16 protein-coding genes are annotated in these 20,591 nt (G+C 53.6%); 8 read left to right on the forward strand and 8 right to left on the reverse strand.

Annotated elements, in window-relative coordinates; genetic code table 11:
- The first annotated feature begins 95 nt into the window (after positions 1-95).
- Positions 96-1,457: an SEL1-like repeat protein gene (locus tag JYB63_RS12695; RefSeq protein ID WP_205658216.1), complete on the forward strand. Its 1,362-nt coding sequence runs from the start codon at positions 96-98 to the stop codon at positions 1,455-1,457.
- Positions 1,458-1,576: 119 nt separating this feature from the next.
- Positions 1,577-2,680, forward strand: coding sequence for an SEL1-like repeat protein (locus JYB63_RS12700; RefSeq protein WP_205658217.1), 1,104 nt, complete (start codon positions 1,577-1,579; stop codon positions 2,678-2,680).
- Positions 2,681-2,736: 56 nt separating this feature from the next.
- Here the strand turns inward: JYB63_RS12700 and JYB63_RS12705 are convergent, their stop codons facing one another.
- Positions 2,737-3,228 carry an Lrp/AsnC family transcriptional regulator gene (locus JYB63_RS12705; protein ID WP_205658218.1) on the reverse strand — a complete coding sequence of 164 codons (492 nt, stop codon included), beginning with the start codon at positions 3,226-3,228 and terminating at the stop codon, positions 2,737-2,739.
- A 290-nt stretch (positions 3,229-3,518) separates the two neighbouring features.
- On the opposite strand from JYB63_RS12705, the gene leuA reads away from it, so the two are divergent.
- Positions 3,519-5,177, forward strand: a complete 1,659-nt coding sequence (gene leuA / locus JYB63_RS12710) for a 2-isopropylmalate synthase (protein ID WP_205658219.1) — start codon at positions 3,519-3,521, stop codon at positions 5,175-5,177.
- Positions 5,178-5,266: 89 nt separating this feature from the next.
- Here the strand turns inward: leuA and JYB63_RS12715 are convergent, their stop codons facing one another.
- Complete coding sequence (locus JYB63_RS12715; RefSeq protein WP_205658220.1) at positions 5,267-6,628, reverse strand: DEAD/DEAH box helicase; 1,362 nt, start codon at positions 6,626-6,628, stop codon at positions 5,267-5,269.
- 238 nt (positions 6,629-6,866) lie between these two features.
- On the opposite strand from JYB63_RS12715, the gene rapA reads away from it, so the two are divergent.
- Both rapA and JYB63_RS12725 read left to right on the forward strand, forming a co-directional pair.
- On the forward strand, positions 6,867-9,758 hold the full coding sequence (gene rapA / locus JYB63_RS12720; RefSeq protein WP_336510883.1) for an RNA polymerase-associated protein RapA: 2,892 nt from the start codon (positions 6,867-6,869) through the stop codon (positions 9,756-9,758).
- Between the two features lie 90 nt (positions 9,759-9,848).
- Positions 9,849-11,177 carry a DEAD/DEAH box helicase gene (locus JYB63_RS12725; protein ID WP_205658222.1) on the forward strand — a complete coding sequence of 443 codons (1,329 nt, stop codon included), beginning with the start codon at positions 9,849-9,851 and terminating at the stop codon, positions 11,175-11,177.
- Between the two features lie 22 nt (positions 11,178-11,199).
- Here JYB63_RS12725 and JYB63_RS23660 read toward each other — a convergent pair whose 3' ends face one another.
- The 6 genes from JYB63_RS23660 to JYB63_RS12755 all read right to left on the reverse strand — a co-directional run bounded on the left by JYB63_RS23660 (position 11,200) and on the right by JYB63_RS12755 (position 17,065).
- On the reverse strand, positions 11,200-12,090 hold the full coding sequence (locus JYB63_RS23660) for a response regulator transcription factor (RefSeq protein ID WP_205658223.1): 891 nt from the start codon (positions 12,088-12,090) through the stop codon (positions 11,200-11,202).
- 146 nt (positions 12,091-12,236) lie between these two features.
- On the reverse strand, positions 12,237-13,160 hold the full coding sequence (locus JYB63_RS12735) for a LysO family transporter (RefSeq protein WP_205658224.1): 924 nt from the start codon (positions 13,158-13,160) through the stop codon (positions 12,237-12,239).
- A 3-nt stretch (positions 13,161-13,163) separates the two neighbouring features.
- Positions 13,164-13,784, reverse strand: coding sequence for a LysE family translocator (locus tag JYB63_RS12740; protein ID WP_205658225.1), 621 nt, complete (start codon positions 13,782-13,784; stop codon positions 13,164-13,166).
- A 115-nt stretch (positions 13,785-13,899) separates the two neighbouring features.
- Positions 13,900-14,703, reverse strand: coding sequence for a response regulator transcription factor (locus JYB63_RS12745; RefSeq protein WP_205658226.1), 804 nt, complete (start codon positions 14,701-14,703; stop codon positions 13,900-13,902).
- Positions 14,704-14,737: 34 nt separating this feature from the next.
- Entirely contained in the window at positions 14,738-16,108 is a 1,371-nt protein-coding gene (locus JYB63_RS12750) for an aspartate aminotransferase family protein (protein ID WP_205658227.1), read from the reverse strand.
- A gap of 246 nt (positions 16,109-16,354) precedes the next feature.
- A complete protein-coding gene (locus tag JYB63_RS12755) occupies positions 16,355-17,065 on the reverse strand; it encodes a GntR family transcriptional regulator (protein ID WP_205658228.1) in 711 nt (236 codons plus the stop codon).
- Positions 17,066-17,523: 458 nt separating this feature from the next.
- Between JYB63_RS12755 and JYB63_RS12760 the strand changes: the two genes are divergently transcribed.
- From JYB63_RS12760 to JYB63_RS12770, 3 genes are read left to right on the forward strand one after another with little or no spacing between them, the layout of a single operon-like run.
- Complete coding sequence (locus tag JYB63_RS12760; RefSeq protein ID WP_205658229.1) at positions 17,524-18,693, forward strand: ABC transporter ATP-binding protein; 1,170 nt, start codon at positions 17,524-17,526, stop codon at positions 18,691-18,693.
- A gap of 47 nt (positions 18,694-18,740) precedes the next feature.
- Complete coding sequence (locus tag JYB63_RS12765; protein ID WP_205658396.1) at positions 18,741-19,652, forward strand: ABC transporter permease subunit; 912 nt, start codon at positions 18,741-18,743, stop codon at positions 19,650-19,652.
- Positions 19,652-20,470 (forward strand): ABC transporter permease subunit, encoded by an 819-nt coding sequence (locus JYB63_RS12770; protein ID WP_205658230.1) that lies wholly within the window; start codon positions 19,652-19,654, stop codon positions 20,468-20,470. The genes JYB63_RS12765 and JYB63_RS12770 overlap by 1 nt, the downstream gene beginning before the upstream one ends.
- Positions 20,471-20,591 lie beyond the last annotated feature (121 nt).

Consider the following 20,591-nt stretch of genomic DNA (forward strand, 5'->3'; position numbering starts at 1 on the left):
AAATGTGCGTTCTGAGTACTACACAGGTATCGTATATCGCTTTCTGAGCTCTTGAAATCAATCTGTCGTCAGTGACGGCCGTGCAGGGTAACGGGATGATTAAACAGCGGTTTTACAATTTTCTGATTGCTGCGCTGGCGGTTGCAGGCAGCGCTGTGGCCTTTGCTGCAGACAGTGCCGAAGAAAGCTGTCAGCAACTGTATAACGATGGCCGTTATGCCAGTGCATATAAAGCCTGTAAGCCACTGGCGGATGACGGTGGTGCGATAGCCAGTTTTGTCATGTCTAATCTTTATGCCCGGGGGCTGGGTGGTGCCAGCGCGGATGTCAGCCAGGCGCTGACATGGCTTAAGGTTGCAGCAGAGGCTGATTATGGCCCGGCTTGCTATAACCTGGCGGCATTATATGAAAGCGGCGAAGTGGTTGAACAAAGCCTCCCTGAAGCATTTAACTGGTATCGCCGTGGTGCTGAGGCAGGCCATACAGAAAGTCAGCTGAAAACCGGCGTAATGCTGCTGAAAGGCGACGGCGTGACAGCTAACTACCAGCAGGCTCAGGACTGGCTGGAAAAGTCAGCCATTGGCGGTGATCCCAATGCCCAGGTAACTCTGGCGATTCTGCAGGCAACTGCCGGTGATAAGCAGGCACTGCACTGGTATCAGCAGGCGGCTGAGCAAAATAATGCCTTTGCCCTGTATCAGCTGGCGGATGTTTACGCGGAAGGCCGGTTGGGGGAACAGGTTGATCTGACCAAAGCGCTGCGCTTAGCCCGGCAGAGTCTGGGCCTTGGACGGTTAAGCAGTAAACGTCTGGTGGAAGAAATTGAAGACCGTCTGGCACAAGCCAATACGGTGGTTGCTGAACCGGCATCTGTTGAGCCTAGTTCTGTTCAGATCAGTTCTTCCGGGCAGACAGATCCTGATTTGGTGAAGGCCGGATTACTGACTCCGGAAGTCATGAAGCCTGCCAAGGAAAAGCAGCCAGCGGTTGTTAAACCTGAAAAAGTACCTGCCAAAGCACCGGCGGTGGCCCGTTCAGAGACTGTTAAAAAGCCTGTATCTGATGCGGCAGTAAAATTGACTCAACCTTCGGCAGTTAAGCCTGCTGCGGTAAAACCGGCAAAAGCCACTCCGATTGCGGCTAACTTTCGTGATAAAGCCTGGTTGATGCAACAGCCGAATCAGCACATTGTGATGCAACTGGCACAGATTACCGATAAAGCAGCGGTTGGCCGCTATATCGAAAAATACGGCTTGCAGAATCAGGTCGATTATTACCGCGCCCGCACCCGGGCCGGATTGGTTTATGTGTTGCTCTATCATCGCAACTACGAAACCGTGACCAAGTCGAAGGAAATTGCCCGGCAGGTATTGGCAGAAGGTGTTCAGAAAGGTGTCTGGTACCGGCGTTTTTCCACCCTGCAGGCAGATTATATTGCGCCTGACGGTGAGAGCTGATCAGAGCAGAGCTGATCAGAAGATAGTTATTTCAGACAGTGTGTAACTGTATTTATTCAGAGAAAATTCCGGTTTGACGGACAGGGATTTAGCCGTATGTATCGGTTAGGGAGAAAGTAATGTTTGCTAAGAAACCTTTATTGCTGAGTGTGTTGCTGGCCGCCGGCTCAGCGTCGGCACTGGCGGATCATGATCCGCAGGGGCCTGCGTGTCTGGACCGTCTGGCACATGAAGACTATGCCGCAGCAAACACAATCTGTTCCCGTCTGGCGGATGCCGGTGATGCTCAGGGGTTGTTTGCCATGGGCCGCATTTATGGCGAGAGCCTTGGCCGTAAAGGTGATCAGGTTAAATCAGTAGAGCTGTTAACTAAGTCGGTTGCGGCGGGCTATACCCCGGCTGCTTATTATCTGGGCATTGCTTACGAGTACGGCCGGGGCGTTGAACAGAACCTGCCGCAGGCGGTGGGTTATTACCGTCAGGCAGCCGCTGAAAATATGCCCGAGAGCCAGTTTAAGCTGGGGCAGATGTTGCTCAAAGGCAGTGGTGTAAAGCAGGACCTTAATCTTGGAGAACGCTGGTTGCGTCTGGCTGCCCGTGCCGGTCATCAGGATGCTCAGGTAACTCTGGCTATTCTGTTGGCGGGTAAAGATCATGCGGCCAGCCTGAGCTGGTATCAGAAGGCTGCGTTGCAGGAAAACCCGGATGCTCTGTATAACCTGGCAGCGATTTACTTCAATGGTGAACAGGTTGAGGCAGACCTTCCCCGGGCGCTTGAATATGCACAGCGCAGTAAGGTGGCTGGTCATGATAAAGCTGATGTTTTGCATTCCGCTATTTCAGAGCGCTTGCTGAACCTGTATGGCCCTACGGCTGCCGGCAAGCCGGCATCTTCAGCGTTTGATAATGTCGCGGGTCTGAAAAACCGTGACTGGCTGTTCAGTCAGCCGAAGGAGAAATTTGTGCTGCAGCTGGCACAGTTTAAAGATGAGCCGTCGCTAAACGGCTTTCTGCGGGATAACAACCTGCAGGGCAAAGTGGATTACTACCGCAGTGTGACGGTGCTGGGGCCGGTATACGTTGTGCTTTACCGCCATCAGTTCGGTACCTATGGTGAAGCGAAGCGTGGCATGCAGGCACAGCTGCCGGCAGAGGTAGCTGAAGGAGGCTGGATTCGCCAGCTATCGGCATTGCAGGATGTATATAAACCAACGGGTTCATAACCTGTTTCGGTATTTATAAAAACGGCAGCCCTGAGCTGCCGTTTTTTTATGGTTTATCAGGGGTGAATGTAGTCCAGCGGTACCGACGTAGTATCCACAATTTTACGCATGATGAACGCTGATTTTACCCCGGTGACACCCCGGATACGGGTAATCTTTCCTAGCAGAATATCGTGATAGCGGTCCATATCCGGTACTGCGACCTTTAACTGATAGTCGGCATCGTGACCGGTAATCAGGTAGCACTCCATCACCTCCGGGAAACGGTTAATGGTCGCTTCAAATTCCTCAAAACGTTCGGGAATATGTTTGTCCATGCTGATATGCAGAATGGCAATCAGGTCCAGATTGACCGCCCGTTCATCAATCCGCACCACTTTTTGCTGAATTACACCGGACTCTTCCAGCTGTTTTACCCGGCGGGAACAGGGGGCGGCAGTCAGGCCTACTTTTTCTGCAAGTTCCTGATTTGACTGGTTAGCGTCACGCTGCAATTCGCGCAATATTTTTATATCAAACGGGTCCAGGTTGATATTGTTTGAACGCATTTTTGTTTCTCGCGCAATAATTTGTATATGGTAAGCGTATTGTATTTATAATAATTGCGCAATTGGTTTTAAAAGCGATGATTTAGCACAGTAATTGCGCACAACACTGTTTACACTATGCCTTACTGATTGACGGGTGATCCCCGGTTTTCGGTCAGGCCCGCCAGAGGCTTATCAGTCGGCGGCGGGCCTAAAAACTGCCTTTCACCGTGCCATAAGCACCCCTTGCAGACTTAACAAGAATTACAATTTTCAGCGCCTTACCGAGGCAATATACCGGGAACTTCAGCATGTTTGACCATCGTAAATATAAAGCTTTTGAGCCGTTAGCATTAACCGACCGTACCTGGCCAAATCAGGTAATCACCGCCGCGCCTGACTGGTGCAGTGTTGACCTGCGGGACGGTAATCAGGCACTGGTTAATCCGATGAATGTTGAACAGAAAACCCGCATGTTTGATCTGCTGGTTAAGCTGGGTTTCAAAGAAATTGAAGTGGGTTTCCCGTCTGCTTCACAGCCAGATTTTGATTTTGTCCGTAAGCTGATCGAAGAAGACCGCATTCCTGAAGATGTAACTGTGCAGGTGCTGACCCAGGCACGGGAAGATCTGATTGCCCGTACTTATGAGTCACTGGAAGGTGTTCGCCGGGCCATTGTTCACGTGTATAACTCAACCTCTACCGTACAGCGTGAGCAGGTTTTCGGTAAGTCCCGCGACGGTATCAAAGCGATTGCTGTACAGGGCGCGCAGTGGGTGAAATCCTACGCAGAAAAATATCCGCAGACGGAATGGGAATTCCAGTATTCGCCGGAAAGTTTCACCGGTACCGAAATGGATTATGCCGTCGAGGTGTGTGATGCGGTAATTGCTGAATGGCAGCCTGAAAATGGCCAGCCAGTGGTGATTAACCTGCCGGCGACAGTAGAGATGTCTACACCAAACGTATTTGCGGACCAGATCGAATATTTCTGCCGTAACGTGAGCCAGCGTCAGCATATCCGTATCAGCTTACACACCCATAATGACCGTGGTTGTGCGGTTGCTGCTGCTGAGCTGGGCATGCTGGCCGGTGCTGACCGGATTGAAGGTACGCTGATCGGTAACGGTGAGCGTACCGGTAACATGGACATTGTGACCATGGGGATGAACCTGTATTCCCGTGGTATTGATCCGAAGCTGAACTTTTCGGATATCAAAGAGATTATTGAAGTGGTGGAGTACTGCACAGAGTTGCCGGTATCTGCCCGTCATCCGTGGGCCGGTGAACTGGTATACACCGCTTTCTCCGGTAGCCATCAGGATGCAATTCGCAAGTCAATGAACTACCACACTGACAACGGTCTGGATAAGTGGGATGTGGCTTATTTGCCGATTGATCCCCGTGATATCGGCCGTGAATATGAAGCGGTGGTACGGATTAACAGCCAGAGCGGTAAAGGCGGTGTGGCACTGGTACTTGAGCGCGATTACAACATTGAATTGCCGAAGTGGATGCATGGTGCACTGAGCCAGAAGGTTCAGGGTGCGGCTGAAGCCTCCGGAGTTGAAGTATCACCGACAGTGATTAAAGAGCTGTACGACCAGCATTTTGTTGAAGTGGCACCTGAATGGGTATTGGCCAGCTATGATCTGCACACGGAAGGTCATCAGGTTGACGGACATTTCAGTGTCGGTAACAGCCAGTTTAACGGCCAGGGTACTGGCCCGCTGGAAGCACTGTGTCAGGCATTGGGTCAGCGTTTCAGCTGCAGCATCGATGTGCAGCAGTTTGACCAGCACGCGATTGGCAGCGGTACTGCAGCACAAGCGCAGGCATGTATTGAAGTGATGATTGATGATCAGTTGCATCACGGTGTGGCGGTTGCTGAAGATACCTCTGCGGCGACAATGCAGGCGATGCTGTCCGCATTCAGCCGCAGCCAGGCAGCGGTTGCCCAAGCGGCTTAAGCGCTTAAGCCAAGCTAAGCGAAGCACATAAAAGAAAACGCCCGAAGGTGTAAACCGTCGGGCGTTTTTTTGTGTGGAAGAAAAGTGCTTTAGTCCGCTTTTGGTTTGCGAGGGGCTTTTTTCGCCGCCGGCTTATTACCAGAAGCTTTTTTGCTCTCTGCGGTTTTTGGTGTGGCCGGGCGGGCACCTGTTTTCGGTTTTTTGCCTGCTTTGGCCTTTGGTTTGGCGGCTTTACCTTTCACTTTGCTTTTAGCTTTCGTCTTGGTTTTAGCCTTGGCTTTTTGCTTTTTCTTTTCGACAGGTTCCGGCTTCTTCGACGCTAAGCCCGGATAGGTCGCCCGGGCAATTTTCTGGCCGATAAAGCGTTCGATCCGTCCCAGAGTAGGCCAGTCCAGTGCATCAACAATTGACCATACATAACCATTGCGGCCGTCGCGGCCACTGCGGCCGGCACGGTGCACGTAGCTGTCTGCTTTCATGGGCAGTTGCAGGTTAATGATATGGTGGATATCCGGCAGGTCCAGCCCGCGGCCGGCCACATCGGTAGCAACCATTATCTTGATGCGTTTACGGCGCATGTCTTTGACCCGCTGGCCACGGTCGCTCTGGCGCAGATCTCCGTGTAAGCCTGCGCAGGTGATGCCCAGGCCGCGAATCACATGTACCCAGTGATCAACCTGTTTACGGCTGTTAACGAAGACGATGGCCTGATCAATTTTATGGCTTTTCACCAGCGCTTTGAGCAGGTGATCTTTGTGGACTTCGTTATCAGCCTGATAGACGCTGTGCTTGATGTGATCAGGAATATGCCGCGGCTGTTCAACTTCCAGGCAGCGGGCATCTTCGTTGAGGAGGTCGCTGGCGAACTTTTGGATTTTGTCGCTTTCCAGGGTGGCAGAGAACATCAGGGTCTGGCGGGACTGGGGCAGGACATCTGCAATCTGCTGGATGCTTTCAATGAAGCCCATGTCCAGCATGCGGTCGGCTTCATCGATTACCAGCATGTCCACCACGGACATATCCAGCCATTGCTGGGCGTTCAGTTCCAGAAGCCGGCCCGGGGTTGCCACCATGATATCGATCCGTTCCGCCAGCATAGCTTTCTGCATACCAAAAGGAACACCGCCCACAATCAGGCAGCTGTTGATATGGCTGTTCGCTGTTTGCTGCTGAATGACTTCATAAGTTTGTTTAGCCAGTTCCCGGGTGGGGCTGAGGATCAGTACCTGTGGTGCGCTGCTGCTGTCCGGTTCACTGTCAAGAATGTGCTGCAGCCCGGGCAGAACGAAAGCCAGCGTTTTACCGGTGCCGGTGGGGGCGCTGGCCAGCAGGTCCAGACCATCGAGAATGGCAGGAATCGCCTGTTGCTGAATATCAGTGGGTTTCAGGAAGTCGTTATCGGCCAGTGCGCCGAGGATTTCCAGGTCCAGATCAAGATCGATAAAGGACATAGTGCTCGCTTTGGTGGGCAGTGAAAATTAAACCGCAAGCATACACCATTTTCCGCCTGACCACCTGAATTTCCCTGCGTTATGTCATTCCCTGAACCTTTATAGTTAAACAGGAGTGTTTGCCCCTTGAGCTACATCTAAACAAGCCCTATCATGCGCTGCCGCCGTTCTTCCTGCTATGCTGTGTGAATGGTTTGAGGGTAAGCAAGATTTATATTGCGAAGAATTTTCAGAAATAGTGAGTCGTCTTTTGTCAGAGTTTATTCCCGGTCAGCGCTGGATCAGTAATACCGAATCGAATCTGGGGTTGGGGGTTGTTGTTGATGTTGCCAACCGCCGTGTCGTGATCAGTTTCCCTGCCGTTCAGGAAGAGCGTACTTACGCGGTGGATAATGCACCGCTCAGCCGGGTGATTTACCCTGTTGGCGAACAGGTGAAGTCCTATCAGGGGCTGGAAATTGTCATCAGCGAAGTGGTCGAAGAAGACGGCTGTGTGTATTACCTGGGTTTTGATGCAGAAGGCGAAGACCACAGTCTGGATGAGCTGGAGCTGGACAGCTCAGTGCATTTCAGTAAACCCCATGACCGTCTGTTCGCCGGTCAGGTGGAAAAGAACAACCGTTTCCAGCTGCGGCTGGAAACCCTGAAAAATCAGCATCAGCATGTTAAGTCTGCCGGTTTTGGTCTGATCGGCCCGCGGGTTCAGTTGTTGCCGCACCAGATGTATATCGCCCATCAGGTGGGTGAGCGTTTCGCGCCGCGGGTATTGCTGGCGGACGAAGTTGGTCTGGGTAAGACCATTGAAGCCGGTCTGATCCTTCATCAGCAACTGACCAGCGGTAAATCCAGCCGGGCCCTGATCGTTGTCCCTGATAGTCTGATTCACCAGTGGCTGGTAGAGATGCTGCGCCGCTTTAATCTGCGTTTTACTATTCTGGATGAGCTGCGCTGTACCGCGCTGGAAATGTCCGATGAAGGCGTGAACCCGTTCGAAACAGCACAGCTGGTTCTGTGTACCTTACCTTTCCTGACCAACAGTACACAGCGCCAGGCCCAGGCTATTATGGCCGGCTGGGATATGCTGATTGTCGATGAGGCCCATCACCTTGAGTGGGCTGAAGATGCTATCAGCACCGAGTATGCCTGTATTGAGTCACTGTCTGCGGAAATTAAAGGTCTGTTACTGCTGACGGCGACGCCGGAACAGCTGGGTATGGAAGGGCACTTTGCCCGTTTACGTCTGCTGGATCCGGACCGTTATTACGATCTGCAAAAGTTTCGTGAAGAAGAAGCCGGGTATCAGCCGGTACGTGAGCTGATGGAAGCACTGCTGGCGGATGATGTGCTGGAACAGATTCAGGACGCTGCTGTACAGGCGTCACTGGCTGAATATCTGGGGCAGGCCCGTGTGGATGCACTGCTGGATGCTGCGCAGAATCTGGAAGACTTTGTTGCTTTCGATGAGCTGTTGCAAACCACCATCAGTGAGTTGCTGGACCACCACGGTACCGGCCGGGTACTGTTCCGTAACACCCGGGATGCAGTGGAAGGCTTCCCTGAGCGTATTCTGCACCCGCATCCGTTACCGGAGCCGGATTTTTATCTGGAAAGTGAGAAGCAGCAGCTCAACGGTGCTGATCTGGATTTATTATTGCACCCTGAAAAAGTATTTCAGGATCGCTGGCTAGAAGCCGACCCCCGGGTTGCCTGGCTGGTAGAGTGGCTGGCGGCTAACCGTCATAAAAAAACACTGGTGATCTGTGCGGCTGCCAGTACGGCGAAACAACTGGAAGAACATCTGCGTTTATATGAAGGCGTGCGTTCTGCGGTGTTCCATGAAGGCATGAGCCTGGTGAACCGTGACCGTGCCGCGGCGTATTTTGCCGATGAAGATGACAGCGCTCAGGTACTGATCTGTTCGGAGATTGGCAGCGAAGGCCGTAACTTCCAGTTTGCCAGTAATCTTGTGCTGTTTGATCTGCCGCTGAACCCGGATCTGCTGGAACAGCGGATTGGCCGTCTGGACCGGATTGGCCAGAAGAATGACGTCAATATTCATGTGCCGTATTTCACCGAAGCCCAGGGGCATTTGCTGGCCTGGTACGAACAGGGTCTGAATTGTTTTGCGACAGCTTGCCCGGCGGGCAGTGCGTTGTTTGAACGTTTTGAAACACCGTTATTGACCATGCTGCGCGGCCACGCCAACGATGATGAAGCAGAGCAACTGATTACGGAAACCCGTGCCGCTGCCGATGAAACCATGGCGGCATTACAGGCCGGCCGTAACAAACTGCTGGAAATGAATTCCTGTGATCCGCTGCGGGCAGCAGAACTGATTGAAAATATCGACAGTGCCAGTGCCAGCAGTAAGCTGAGCAAGTATATGGAAAAGGTGTTCGACCAGTTCGGCGTCGAGCAGCAACACCACAGTACCAATTGCATCGTGCTGCACCCAAGTGATCATATGCACTGTGAGAGCTTCCCTGGCTTACCGGAAGAGGGCATGACTGCCACCTTTAACCGGACCACTGCGTTAAGCCGTGAAGACATGCACTTCCTGAGCTGGGAGCATCCGATGGTGTCCGGCGCGATGGATATGATCCTGTCCGGGGAGTTCGGTAATGCGGCTGTTTGCAGTATTAAGCTGCCACCGCTGAAGCCGGGCACTTTATTGCTGGAAAGCATCTTTACCCTGCACTGTGCGGCACCGAAAGAAATGCAGATTCAGCGTTATATGCCGGAAACACTGGTGCGTATCGTGGTGGATGTGAACCGTACGGATCTGAGTAAGGTTCTGACCGAGCAGCACATTAATAATCTGGCTGAACGGGTGGGTAAGCGTCAGGCGGTGGATATCGTTAAGCATACCCGTACAGAAATTAACGCTATGGTAGCCGAGGCTGAAGAGCTGGCCGATAAGCAGCAGCCGGCTTTTTATGCCGCGGCACAGGAAAATGTCCGGCATATTCTGGGGGCTGAAGTTGAACGTCTGATGGCGCTGGCGGAGATTAATCCGAATATCCGCAGCGAAGAAATTGCCGCGCTGGCGGAGCGTCAGGAACTGCTGGAAGGCTATCTTGAAACCCTGCAGCTGAAGTTGGATGCAATTCGCGTTATTGTAGCCACCTGATATTGTCTTTCTGGCCGTTTCGGCCTGAATTATACTTATACTACCGGGCGCTGATGCCCGGTACGTCTTTTTACTGAGCGGAGTTATAACTTGTCTGAGCAAACCGATAATTTTCCGGATCTGGGACTGGATCACCGACTGCTGCAGAATCTTGAACATCAGGCGATTACCACGCCCACAGAGATTCAGGCGCAGTCTATACCGCTGGCACTGGCCGGCCATGATCTGATTGCCTCTTCGAAAACCGGCTCAGGCAAAACTCTGGCATTTCTGCTGCCAATGATGCACCGGCTGGTGAAAACCCGTGCCCTGAGCAAGCGTGATCCCCGTGCGGTGATTCTGGCGCCTACCCGGGAGCTGGCAAAGCAGGTGTTCACTCAACTGCGGGCGCTGACCAGCGGCGGTCAGACCAAGATTGCTTTGCTGCTCGGTGGCGAAAACTTTAACGATCAGGCCAAGGCCTTACGTAAAGACCCTCATGTGGTGGTGGCAACACCGGGGCGTCTGGCCAACCATCTGGAAGAGCGCAGCCTGCAGCTCAATGGGTTGGAGCTGCTGATAATGGATGAAGCAGACCGGATGCTGGATCTGGGCTTTGCTGAACAGCTGACCCTGATTAACCAGGCCGCCGATCACCGTTTACGTCAGACATTGATGTTCTCTGCCACGCTGGACCATGCGGAAGTGGACAGCATGGCGGATCAGCTTCTTAAGTCGCCGAAGCGGGTCGCGATCGGAGCGGCGAATGCTGAGCATAAAGACATTACTCAGGAAGTGATTCTTTGTGATCACCTGGATCATAAAGAGGCGCTGCTGCAGAACTTGCTGACCAACCGTGAGTATCAGCAGGCGATCATCTTTACGGCTACCCGGACCGATACCGAGCGGCTGTCGGCGCTGTTACAGAAAGAAAATATCAGCTGTGCAGCCCTTAGCGGTGAGATGAGCCAGGCGGAGCGTAACCGGATTATGGACGGTTTCAGTCGTGGCCATCAGCAGGTGCTGGTAACCACGGATGTTGCTTCCCGTGGTCTGGACCTGTTGCAGGTGTCGCTGGTGATTAACTTCGATATGCCAAAACAGGCGGAAGAGTACGTCCACCGGATTGGCCGGACCGGCCGTGCCGGCGCCAAAGGTGAAGCCGTTTCTTTTGTCGGACCGAAAGACTGGGATTCGTTTAAGCGGATTGAGCGTTTCCTGCAGCGTCATTTACAGCGTGCAGTGGTGGAAGGGCTGGAAGCTAAGTTCAAAGGCATTAAACCGGCTAAGCCGGCGAAGAAGAAAACACCGGGTAAAGCAACGGTTGCCGCTAAGCCAAAACCTAAAGCCAAGCCTAAGCAGGATCAGCGTAACCGCCGCCAGGCGAAACCGGCGCTGGTATCCGATGACGGGCTGGCTCCTCTGAAGAAGAAGCGTTAAGCGCTTCTTCTGTAACAGTCGCTTATTGCCGGGCCGGCTGCAGGTATTCTGCCAGCGGGTCCGCAGGCGAATCTGCCCGCATCATCCGTAAAGAATCAATGAACAGGTGGAACATCTCTGCCTGTGAACTGATATCCAGCTTGGCGTAAATATTCTTGCGGTGGTGTTTGATGGTTTCCGGGCTGATATCCAGCTTCTGAGCGATAAACTTCACCGCGTAGCCACGCAGAATCAGCTGTAATACCTGGGTTTCCCGCTGGGTCAGAATTGAACTGCCAAAGTTGGCCAGGGCGCTGTCCAGTCTTGAGTTCAGCAGGCTGGCTTTCTTCTGGTGATCAAGTGCTTCCTGCTGGGAGGCTGACCACCACTTTAGCAGTATTGCCCGCACCGTGGAAAACAGCCGGGTCAGCAGGGCACGCTGCGCAGTGCTGAAGCGGGGTTTGTCATCCTGCCGGCTGATGGATATGTGAATACTGGCATTGTCCGGCGTGGGGACGATCAGGCATATTTCATCGCCAAAATTCACCACCCGGTAATAGACCCGGTAAAACTCGGTGTGCTTAAAGCCGGATGGGGCAACCTTGCTTAACGGGAAGATGCCTTCAGTGGCGGGATTATCCACTGCCAGACGATAGAAAGGGTCCAGCAGATAAGCGCTGTCCAGATACTGATCGATGTGAATCCGCGGGTCGCTGCCGTCACCCCGCTTACGGAACGGGCAATATGGCTGGAGGCCGTCGGGGTAGACGATCAGGCTACTGCCGTCTGCATTGACCAGTAAACGCAGGGTATCGATCAGATGATCAATGGCCCCGTCACTGACCCCTGAGGTAATGATTTCAGCGATTGCATCATGCCACTGGATGAGTGGTTCGCCAGCTACCCGGTAATATTTGGAAACACTTTCTGCCACGGTTAAATCAACTCTGTGGTTACATCTGCTGTCAGCCCCGGTAGTCGTGCCAGACCGGGACTTTCCTGTGCCGCCATTCTAGCGGCTCGGTACACTAAATACTAATAGCCAAAATGTGTAGACCAGTTGCTGTTTGCCGATCGGTCTTACTGGCCCAGTGTGTACAACAGAGGTACCAGAACCGGCACTGCCAGACTGAGAATAAAGCCACTGGCAATGGCGTTGGGAATGACACTGGCGCCGTGACATTTGGCGAGCAGGGGCAGGGTGAAATCCAGTGCAGTTGCACCGCTGTAACCCACATTGACGTGGCAGCTGAGCCGGCTTAGAAAAGGTATCAGGATCAGGGCCGCTACTTCCCGGCCCAGATCCAGCAGGAATGCGGTGGTGCCCAGTACCGGTGAGCCCATGCCGGTCAGCAGGATGCCGGTGAGGCTGTACCAGCCAAAGCCGGAAACCACTGCCAGACCTTCCCGCACCTCCAGTCCCAGTGCCCATGCGCCGGTCAGCCCTGCGAGCAGGGTGCTGATAATGGTAACTGCTGCGATGATCAGCCCCTGTGGATTCAGGAACAGTTTACGCAGCCGGTAGTTGCCCAGATACAACTGACGGCCCACCAGAAACAGCAACAGATACAGCAGCCAGATGATGATCTGATCAATAAAGTGTAATGGCTGTTGCAATAAATACCCGGCGACACCACCGGCGAATGTCCAGCCTACGGTTTGCAGGGCACCGCTGAGGTTTTGCCAGTTAAACGGAATCGTTTGAGCAGCAGACTGAGACCGGCTGCGGTGGGCTTTATCCAGCATTCGGCCACTGAGGTACAGCGCGGCCATGTTGAATCCGGTAATTAGCAGGAACAGCCACAGGGCGTTATAACCGGCAATGCTGAGTTTGCTTTCCAGCTGTTCAAGGCTGCCGATGCCGAAGCCGACAAAGGCCAGAATGATGTTGGTGAGCCAGGTTAAGCCACGGCTGACTCTGGCATCCGTGAGAGCCTTTACCGGAAAAATATAGCCAAGGATCATGGCCAGCAACAGCGGGCCGAGGGTCATCAGTACGGTCATAAATCAGCCGAATGCCAGCCAGATGCCGACACCGATCATCAGTGAGCCGGCAATGCGGTTCATCATTTTTACATTGTTCTTGTTCAGCAGCAGGTGGCGCAGGGCCTTTCCGCCACTGGCGTAAATCAGCAGGCAGATAAATTCCAGTGTCAGAATGACCGCAATCAGGCTGGCCAGTTGAGGGGCCAGTGACTGGCTGTTGTCCAGAAAGGGTGGCAGCAGGGTAACAAAGAATGCCCAGCCTTTCGGATTGGCGACGGCGGTGATAAAGCCGTTACCGGCCAGCTGCAGCGGGCTTTGCTCAGTGGGGGCGGAGCCGTCTTCCGGTAAAACCAGTTTGCCGCGGGACTGCCACATCTGCCAGCCAATGTACGCCAGATAGGCGCCACCGGCATATTTGAGGAACAGGAAGGCTTCCGGGAATTGCAGCATCAGGGTGGCAACACCCAGTGCGGCAGCGGCAGCGACCAGACCTACGCCCAGTAATTCGCCCCACATCATATGCAGGCTGCGGCGCACACCGATGGACATACCCAGGGTCAGTGACAGGGTCATGCACATGCCCGGTGTAATCGAGACAAAGAAAAAGGTTGGGATAAACAGCGACAGCAGGGCAATGGACATCAGCATCATTCCGTTGAGATTCGGCGGCTATTTTAAGCAAAGCGCTGCCCGGTTGCAGCACAAATATTGATGTTGTTTTTTCTGAAAGCGAATACCGCTGTTAAGAAAAACTGGCTTAGCTGTCGATGGCTTTCAGGTGGGCCAGAAACAGGGTGAATATTTCCGACTGGGTAGAAGTTTTCAGCCGGGCGTGGATATTCTTACGGTGGACCTTCACGGTACCCGCGCTGATATTCAGATTATCGGCGATGGACTTCGACGAGTGCCCCTGCAGAATCAGGCCGGCAATCTGCTGTTCCCGCTGGGTGAGTACTCCCTGACCGAAGCTGCTCAGTGCCTGGGCGATAGCGCCTTCAGCTTTTTCCAACTTGGTATATTCACCGGCCTGTGAGAGCCAGAACTGGCGGATCAGCGCGCTGATGACCGGCAGGGCTTCCTGCAAACGGTTAAGCTCACTGCGTGTGATGGTGCCTAGCCGGGATTTGCGGCCCAGGCAGACGGCAAAACAAACATCCTGACCGAGGTTAACCAGCAGGTTAATCTCATCCACGAAGTCGAAGTTTTTGTAACAGTCCTGATAGTAGTCGCTGGTTTCAAAACCTTCCGGAGCCACTTCCGCCTGACGGCAGATGCCTTCGTTAACCCCTTGCTGAATCGCGGTATAGATAGGATCAAGAATGTAGGAATGTTCAATATAGCGGTGCAGTGCCGGGCTGTGCTGATCCGGGTCCTGAGGGTGAATAATAATCGGCCGGAATGACTGCTTGTAGGTGATGCACAGGATTGAGTCGAACTGGCAGAGTGCCTCCAGGTACTCGCTGAGTACCTGGGGGAATGAGCGTAACCGGATATGATCAATCAGGCCGGCAATTAAGCGGGCAGAACCGGGGTCCTGACTGCGGTGTTGAAGTGCCTGCATGAATGAATACCTCCGAAAACGCTCAGCTGTACAGTTATTCTGCGACAGACTCGAGGGTTTTATCAAAGCATAATTTTGCTTTTTCGCAGATTTCATCCACTTCGGCGTGGCTGATCACCAGTGGTGGTGACAGCACCATCCGGCTGCCAACCGCCCGCATGATCAGGTTGTTGGCAAAGCAATGATCACGGCAGATCATGCCGATATCAATGTCATCGCCGAAAGGCGTTTTGGTGGCTTTGTCCTTCATCAGGGCAATGCCGGCGACCAGACCTATGCCTTCGATGTGACCGACCAGCGGGTGGTCCGCCAGGGTTTCACGCAGCTTTTGCTGGAAGTACGGGCCGATATCGGTGGCAACCCGTTCAACAATTTTTTCTTCCTTCATGATGCGGATGTTTTCCAGCGCGACGGCGGCGGCTGCCGGGTGGCCGGAATAGGTGAAACCGTGGTTGAAGTCATCATCGTGGTTGATCAGGGCATTGGCGATCCGGTCACCGATGGCCACTGCTGAAATTGGCAGATAGCCTGAAGACAGGCCTTTCGCCATCGACATGATATCCGGCTGGATATCCAGCGTCTGGCTGCCGAACCAGTTGCCGGTGCGGCCAAAGCCACAGATAACTTCATCGGCGGCCAGCAGAATGTCGTACTTACGGCACACTTTCTGGATTTCCTGCCAGTAGTTCGCCGGTGGCACAATGACCCCGCCGGCACCCTGAATCGGTTCGCCGATAAAGGCAGCCACGTTGTCCGGGCCGACTTCAAGGATCTTGTCTTCCAGTGCCTGTGCGCAGGCAACACCGAATTCCTCTTCGCTCATATCACCGGCTTCACCGTACCAGTATGGCTGGCGGATATGTTCGATGCCCGGTACACCCGGTGCACCCTGTTTATGCATGCCGCCCATGCCGCCCAGGCTGGCACCGGCCAGTGTGCTGCCGTGGTACGCATTTTCACGGCTGATAATGATATTGCGGTAAGGCTTCTTCTCGATGCACCAGTACTGACGGACAAGACGGATAATCGTATCTACCGCTTCGGAACCCGAGCCGGCAAAGAAGATGTGGTTCAGATCACCCGGGGTCACCTCTGCGATAGCCTTTGCCAGTTTGGCGGCCGGGGCATGGGTGGTTTTAAAGAAGGTGTTGTAATAGGGCAGTTGTTGCATCTGAGTAGCAGCAGCGTTTACCAGTTCCTGGCGGCCATAGCCCAGATTGACGCACCACAGACCGGCCATACCGTCGATGATTTTGTTACCTTCACTGTCCCAGAGATATACCCCTTCGGCTTTTTCAATGACCCGGGCGCCCTGTTTATTCAGTGCGCCGGTGTTGCTGAACGGATGGATGTGATGTTCCCGGTCAGCGGTTTGAATGTCCTGACTGTTGGCTTGCTGTGACATCTTTGCTCTCCTGTTTCGGCAGGTGTGTGACACCGGCGCAGGTTTATTCTGTTAGGTATATCCCGAAGGATTGTTCTTAAACACTGAAATTATTTTGTGATCACAAAATTTAAATGTCAAATGAATATTTATGCATTTTTTATTGCTAATGCTGAAAGAGCTGGAAATTTCAGGCGAATGAATGCGCCTGCTGTGCTGTTCATGGAGAGATTTTTTGCCAGGGCGGCAAGAAAAAATGAATGAAAGCTACTGGCCGTTTGAGTGGTCGATAAAGCTTTGTAGTTGCTGGGGGTTATTGGCGAAGGCGACGCCATCCCGGATATCTGCAGCAATGGCCAGTTGCAGTGCGACGGCGTCTTTACGCTCAATTGCCTGCATGGCTTCACTGTGACGGTCAACCAGGTAGTGTTCGCTGATACTGTTGCTGGCCAGACGCATAAACGGCCCCAGCTGCAGCCACAGACTTTCAATCAGTGGCAGGCTTACCTGATGAGGGTTCGCGCTGTACATCAGGCGATGGAATTCCTGATTATGGTGGTTGATCTGCGCAAGGTTGCCGCTGTCCTGAGCCGTGTTAATGGCAGCATCCTGCTGGCGCAGGGCCTGCAACTGTGCGCTGTCGATGTAGGGCAGGGCGCGGGCCGCAGCATGGCATTCAATGGCAATGCGGGCTTCGCACAGCTCGGTAAACTTCATGGCCGTCATTTGTGGCACCATTACCCGGCGGTTGCCCAGAATAGTCAGGGCGTTTTCTGCCGCTAACTGGCGCAGTGCTTCGCGGACCGGCATCGGGCTGACATCCAGCATCTGGGCAAGGGCACGGATGGTCAGTTGCCGGCCGGGCAGGAAATCACCGTCCATCACGGCACGCCGCAGGCTCTGGTAGACCCACTGGGTAACGGTCTGATTTTCGTCTCTGAGACGGGGGCTGAGTGTGACAGGCGAGTGTTTATCCATGATCGTATGTTAATCGCGGAAACCGGGAAAGTATATTGTGATCACAAAAAATATAAAAATGTGATCACAAAATTGATTTTTCTGAATGTAATCTGTTAGAACTGTGTATTGAAATACAACTTTTACCCGCTACCCACTGAGGGGTATAGCACCGGTAACGGGCAACGGGGTAATTTAAGGAACAGTGAGCAAAGGGTGATTTTGCTTTGAAGGCTGAAGGGGAAGCGGTTCCGAAACCGTTGCCAGTGTCTGATTCCTTTATAGATCCGCCGGATCAATTTGTTACTATCAGAAGAGCCTGTGAGTTTTTCCAAATGTTTTACAGGCTCCAGTAACAAATGCTTACGGCGGGTAGTAGCAATTATGTATATCCCGGCACCGTACCGGGTGAATAATAACAAACGGATTTGCCAGCCCTTAAAAGGGCAGAGCAGATCTACTGATATCCGAGGCAGGTTATGACTGAAACTCAGGTGATTGAAAGCCCAGCTGTGGCGCAATCTACTCCGGACGAAATCCCTTTATGGAAACAGGACGGCGCCCAGCCATTCCTGCGGATTGAAAACATCACCAAGAAGTTTGGTGACTTTACCGCCGTGGACAACATCTCACTGGATATCTACAAGAACGAACTGTTCTGTCTGCTGGGCGGCTCCGGTTCCGGTAAGAGTACCCTGTTGCGCATGCTGGCCGGTTTTGAGACACCTACCTCCGGTAAGATCATCATCGACGGCGTGGACATGTCCGGCATTCAGCCGTGGAAGCGTCCGGTGAACATGATGTTTCAGTCTTACGCCCTGTTCCCGCACCTGAGCGTGGAAGAGAACGTGGCCTTTGGTCTGAAGCGTGAAGGGGTGCCCCGTGCCGAGGTACGCGAGCGGGTGGCACAGATGCTGGAACTGGTACAGATGGGCCACCTGAACAAGCGTAAGCCCCATCAGCTATCCGGTGGTCAGCGTCAGCGGATCGCTCTGGCCCGTTCCCTGATCAAACAGCCAAAACTGTTATTGCTGGATGAGCCTCTGGGCGCACTGGATAAAAAGCTCCGGGAAGAGACCCAGTTTGAGCTGATCAACATTCAGGAAAAACTCGGCGTAACCTTCGTGGTGGTAACCCACGACCAGGAAGAGGCCATGACCCTGTCGACCCGCATCGGCGTCATGGATCAGGGTAAGATCGTGCAGACCGCTGAACCTCACGACGTGTACGAATATCCGAACAGCCGCTTCGTGGCAGAGTTCATCGGTTCGGTGAACATGTTCGAAGGCAAGGTCATTGAAGATGAGCCGGACAGTGTGCGGATTCACTCCAAAGAAGCCGGCGGTGAGCTGTACGTGGACCACGGCATCAGCTGTGCGCCGAACCAGAAAGTCTTTGTGGCCCTGCGCCCGGAGAAGATCAAGGTCAGCCGCCGTAAGCCGGATCAGGACGTTAACTGCATTGTCGGCACCATCGAAGAAATCGCTTACATGGGCAGCATGTCCGTATTCCGCATTCGCCTGCCGAGTGGCAAAGAAGTGCGGGTTACCCAGCCTAACTTCTCCCGGAATATGGGCGAACGTTTTACCTGGGAAGATCAGGTTTATCTGTCCTGGAATGCTGACAGCAGCGTGGTACTGACCTCATGAACGCCCCGGTTTCCCTGAATATTCCCGGCCAGAAGCCGGCATCAGGTATGGGGCGCCTGATTTATGCATTACGCCACCTGAGCATCGGCCGCTGGACGGTGATCTCCCTGCCGAGCCTGTGGCTGGCTATTTTCTTCTTTGTACCGTTTCTGGTGGTGTTCAAAATTTCCCTGGCGGAACCGACCATCTCGATCCCGCCGTACAGCTCCCTGCTGGAGTGGGACCCGGAAGAGTCCTTCGCCACCCTGAAGCTGAACCTGGGTAACTACCTGTACCTGTTTGAAGACGCCTTCTATCTGGAAGCGTATTTAAGCTCGATCCGCATTGCGGCGGTGTCCACCTTTTTTACGCTGCTGGTTGCGTTCCCGATGGCGTACCTGATAGCCCGCAGCAAATCCACCACCCGGATTTTACTGCTGTCGCTGGTGATTCTGCCGTTCTGGACCTCCTTCCTGCTGCGGGTATACGCCTGGATGGGCTTCCTGAAAAAGAACGGTCTGATCAACGAATTCCTGATGACCTTCGGCCTGGTGGATCAGCCACTGACCATGTTGCAGACCGACTTTGCGGTCTACATCGGCATCGTTTACACCTACCTGCCGTTCATGGTGCTGCCGTTGTACACCACGCTGGAAAAAATGGACCTGACCCTGCTGGAAGCGGCAGAAGATCTGGGTGGCCGTCCACTGCAGAACTTCTTCCTCATTACCCTGCCGCAGGCGATACCAGGCATCATTGCCGGCTGCTTACTGGTATTCATACCGGCGGTGGGTGAGTACGTGATCCCGGCCCTGCTGGGCGGCTCCGACACCCTGATGATAGGTAAAGTGCTGTGGGACGAGTTCTTCCTCAACCGTGACTGGCCGATGGCGTCAGCCGTAGCCACTGTGATGCTGATCGTGCTGGTATTGCCGATCATGCTGATTAGAAACACTAATTCCGGGAAGGAGCTTGCCTGATGCAACAACGTAAATCGCTGTTCCTGAACACCAGCGCGACACTGGGCTTTATCTTCCTGTACGCGCCGATCATTGCGCTGATCGTCTACAGCTTCAACAAATCCAAGCTGGTGACCGTGTGGGGCGGCTGGTCCCTGAAATGGTACACCGCGCTGTTCAGCAATGAACAGATCATGACCGCTGCCTGGCTGAGTCTGAAAGTCGCCTTCTTCAGTGCCACCATTGCGGTGGTGCTGGGCACTCTGGCGGGTTTCGTGCTGTCACGGATGGGGCGCTTCCCGGGCAAACTGATTCTCTCCGGGTGGATCACCGCGCCACTGGTAATGCCGGAAGTAATTACCGGTCTGTCCCTGTTGCTGCTGTTCGTGGCGATGGAAGGGGCCTTTGGCTGGCCGTCAGGCCGGGGCATCGGAACCATCATCATTGCCCACAGTACCTTCTGTCTGGCTTATGTGGCGGTGATCGTGCAGTCACGCTTATCCGCCATGGACGAGTCGCTGGAAGAAGCGGCAATGGACCTGGGCGCCAAGCCCTTCAGCCTGTTCTTCCTGGTGACCCTGCCGCTGATCTCCCCGGCGATCATTTCCGGCTGGCTGCTGTCGTTTACTCTGTCGCTGGATGATCTGGTCATCGCCAGCTTCGTCTCCGGCCCGGGTAACAGTACCCTGCCAATGGTGATCTTCTCCAAGGTGCGTTTAGGGGTGACGCCGGAAGTGAACGCGCTGGCCACCATCATGATCGGCATTGTGGCGATCGGTGTGATCGGTGCCATTTGGCAAATGCGCCGCCAGAACCGCATGCTGAACCGGATCGATTAAAACCGGTTTGGATATAGCAATTAAATAACGCCGGCACAGCGATGTGCCGGCGTTTTTATATCCGTTGTGCGGTTCAGTTAAGTATTTAGAAATAAAGCTGTTTTTGTGCCACACTGAATTG

It is taken from the genome of Aliamphritea spongicola (genome assembly GCF_017051665.1).
Lineage (GTDB): Bacteria > Pseudomonadota > Gammaproteobacteria > Pseudomonadales > Balneatricaceae > Amphritea > Amphritea spongicola.